Annotated in this window: 4 protein-coding genes; all 4 read right to left on the reverse strand. The window is 54.0% G+C overall.

The genetic code is table 11. The annotated features are described in order from the left end of the window. Positions 1 to 117 precede the first annotated feature (117 nt). On the reverse strand, positions 118 to 1,449 hold the full coding sequence (locus tag GXX57_09455) for a hypothetical protein (GenBank protein HHV44873.1): 1,332 nt from the start codon (positions 1,447 to 1,449) through the stop codon (positions 118 to 120). Continuing rightward, on the reverse strand, positions 1,446 to 1,640 hold the full coding sequence (locus tag GXX57_09460) for a hypothetical protein (protein ID HHV44874.1): 195 nt from the start codon (positions 1,638 to 1,640) through the stop codon (positions 1,446 to 1,448). The genes GXX57_09455 and GXX57_09460 overlap by 4 nt, the downstream gene beginning before the upstream one ends. A 69-nt stretch (positions 1,641 to 1,709) precedes the next feature. After that, positions 1,710 to 2,642 (reverse strand): hypothetical protein, encoded by a 933-nt coding sequence (locus GXX57_09465; protein ID HHV44875.1) that lies wholly within the window; start codon positions 2,640 to 2,642, stop codon positions 1,710 to 1,712. Between the two features lie 31 nt (positions 2,643 to 2,673). Continuing rightward, positions 2,674 to 2,898 (reverse strand): hypothetical protein, encoded by a 225-nt coding sequence (locus tag GXX57_09470; GenBank protein ID HHV44876.1) that lies wholly within the window; start codon positions 2,896 to 2,898, stop codon positions 2,674 to 2,676. Positions 2,899 to 3,247 lie beyond the last annotated feature (349 nt).

Raw genomic sequence — 3,247 nt, forward strand, 5'->3', positions numbered from 1 at the left:
CATACCAAAGAAGCACTCAAGGCCGCCTAAGATGAGTAAAAAGTGCAACTGGTAGAAATACGAAGCAATCATGCGATATGTAGATGAAGTACAAGCATATTCTCCAAAACTAGGGGGTCAAGGCGGTTCTTTCACAAACTCCAAATCTCCCTCCGAACCCAGGATCACTCCGGAGAATTTCTGTCCGGCCTCCAGGGCTTCATAGGAAAAGAAGGTACCATCGACGGCGATGGCATCTTCATCATCGGAAGGATTTCCCCGGGCCCGACCAAAACGGCGATCTTGTGCCCGCGCATGGTGGGGCGACAACCGAGTGAATACCGATGCTTTAAGGATTCTGTGCTCCGAATCGGGCGCCGCAAATCCTAGCTCCCGTTCTAGGCGGGGCAACCCTCTTCTTTGTTCCGCATCCCGATAGTAGGCCAAATCATATAGATTAGAGGCACTCCCCTTTTCTTTCCTAATTGAGCGAGGGATGGGCAGGCTCCGCCGTCCCTCCACCTGGGGATAGGCATTCAGAAACTTGAGCCCCTCATCGATGAAAAGTCTTTTAAATTCATCGTCCACACCACCATAGCGGTTCATATAGGCCCAAGCCACGGCCCCTTTCAACGTACTGCCGGGGATGTAATGGTAGGTGGCCACCGTATACGAGTCTCCCCACAATTGGGCACACACCGCGGGACGCCGCAGGGTAAGGGAAAACTCCATAGCCGCCAGACTTCCTTCTTCCTGGCTAGACCCCTTCCTGGGGGAACTACTGGCACTAATTGCCCAGTCAGTGAGCTGATCCTCTGGGTCCTTTCCTAACAGCCAGTCAATGGCCAGTTGGGACAGATCCTTCCCTGCCCTCTCCAGATAGCACTTGACCGCTCCCAAACCTCGGGTACGGCCCGTACCCATGTACTTAAGGGCCGAGGCAGCCAGGGCCAGTCCCAAAAGCTGTTGCGAAGTCAAGTTACAACCGGTCTGCAAAGTAATCTCCGAGACAAAAACCTGACCGGGATTGATGACCCGGGTACTGCGTAGGGTATCCTCCTTGGCAGCACCGGTATCGGGATCGATGGCCGTTTGCCTGCGGACGGAAGTCAGGGTCTCCAGCACATCATACTCGGAAAACACTGCATCCTCTATCAGCCACTGGAGCCAGGGCGCGAGGTTGGCCTTCGCCAACAGGTGTGCATCACCGAACACCAATGGACTACCAATACGCGCTCCTCTTTCCCCGAAGATTTCCTCCGGAGCCGGGAGTTCTTTATCCTGTTGCTGTAGGGCATCATACACATCTTGATAGGCATCCCGCAACAACCCTTTAAGACGTTTGCCGGGGATATAGGGCAGGCCGCATTCGTCATAGCTTACATCTGTATCCACAATTCCGCGTCGTTCTTCCCCGGCACCAAGAGTGGTTGGCGACAACAGTTCGATCTTAAGCTGCAAACTGGTCATCGGCTCCCTCCTTTCCAAGCATCAATATGGTAATCCAACATTTCCAGGGGGTCATAGAAGGGTGTGCGGTCACCATCCCAAGCGCCGTCCAAGTCAACACCAGCCACCTCGGGCAAGGTATAGCCGCGCACCTTAAACTGCCCGAGCAACTCGTCGCTACTGGCTTTCCCTTCCGCCAAAGCCTCCAACAAGCGCTTGGCCCGGTTCCGTGGCCACTGGTGGAAGGTCTGCCATAGGCGATGGAATTGATCGAAGTTGTCCTAGACGTCCTTGTTGCCGCAGACCTGATAGGGACGCGAGAGTAGTCTCTTCTTCTCCCGATGGGCATATAACGTGGCTCTGAGGCTTGCCAAATCCCCCGTGATGGCCCCGTGGACCAGTTGGAAATCAAGCCAACCGCCACCGCGTCCTTCCTTCCGCCGCTTATCCTTGGCGCTGCTGCAAAGGTCAGCAGCCAAACCATGGCCCCGGGCAAAGGGGAACTTGGCCGGGATGATGGCCACGCCTGCGGAAGCGGTGACGGGCGTGTACTGACCATGGAGTTTCACCCCTACACTGTTGGAAAAACCACGCAGATACTCCGCCGCCAGGGTAAGTCCCAGGGGACCCAGAGTAATGAAAGTGACGTCGTCACCGCCGTAGATAATGGGTCGGATGGGCAGAAGACCACGGTCACGCCACGGTTTTAGGAATTCCTCCCTTTCTACCAAGTCGATCAGTCTCTGCACCATCTGCTTGTATGCCCCATTGGTCACCGCCTGAAGGGAGGTGGAGAAATCCCTTAGGTAATCCTTCAGTTTTTCCTCATCGGGACAACCTTTGATTACCTCGATCAAAAGATCTCCCATTCCGTCACCGTCAATATGGACCAAAGCTAGGTGCGAAATCTCGTAGCCCGAAAAGTCCGGCACAAAATCGTACCGGGTATCTAATTCCTTAAGTACCCTTCTCATCCGGCCTAAGGCTTGGTTTGTGGCCATCCTCTTGGTGATAGCCTCCCGCCCAAGGCAATAATCTTCGTAGCCCTGCACATGGCAGGCGGCAAGACCCGTACTCCTGCATTGCTTCACAATGGGAAGCGCCATCAAGGGAGCTCCACCGAGGGTTTGATCTTTCAGTTGATCAAGCTTTACCAAAGCGCCCTCATAGGCAGCCAGGTAATTATTCCCCTCAATGGGATGGTAGGCCGCCACCCCCTGTAGTCCAGGGGCTTTCTCCAGTAGCTTACGACTCCATCTTTCGATTACCGCGTTTGCCGTTTTTCATCGGGAAGATATACACCGCGTTGCCGCCGCCAGCATAGATGGGCCGATCCATTACTTCTTCTTCAAAGCCTTCCTCCAACGACCAGCGGAGCAACTCCGAAGCCCCTAAATTCTCCCTCAGTCGGTTGCTGGCAAAGATGTATCTTTGGATGCCTTGCACAGAAAAAAGTGCCATTACCCGCATGGTGCCATCACCTACGTCCCTTTAGGTTATAGAAATACCGGTTCCCACTCCAAACCTGCCAAGTCGACTCATCACCACCAACAATCCAGTTACGCGTCGCCCTATGTCTTCTCAGCATGATCCGACACTAGTCAAGGCCAGGGTAGTCCCATGCTTGATTCTCTAGATACCCACGAAAAGGAGTCCTCCTTCACTTATCTATCCCGCGCTAAACAGATCCAACGAACGTAAACGTAAAAAAGACCCCACCTGGCCTTCTGGGTGGGGGTTGTGTTATGCTTGTTAGTTTTTCTTCTGTGTACGGCAATAGTCGGGGATTTCGGGAGACCAGGGCATGAACCGTTCGAGG

The organism is Bacillota bacterium (genome assembly GCA_012839765.1).
Taxonomy (GTDB): Bacteria; Bacillota; Limnochordia; order DUMW01; family DUMW01; genus DUMW01.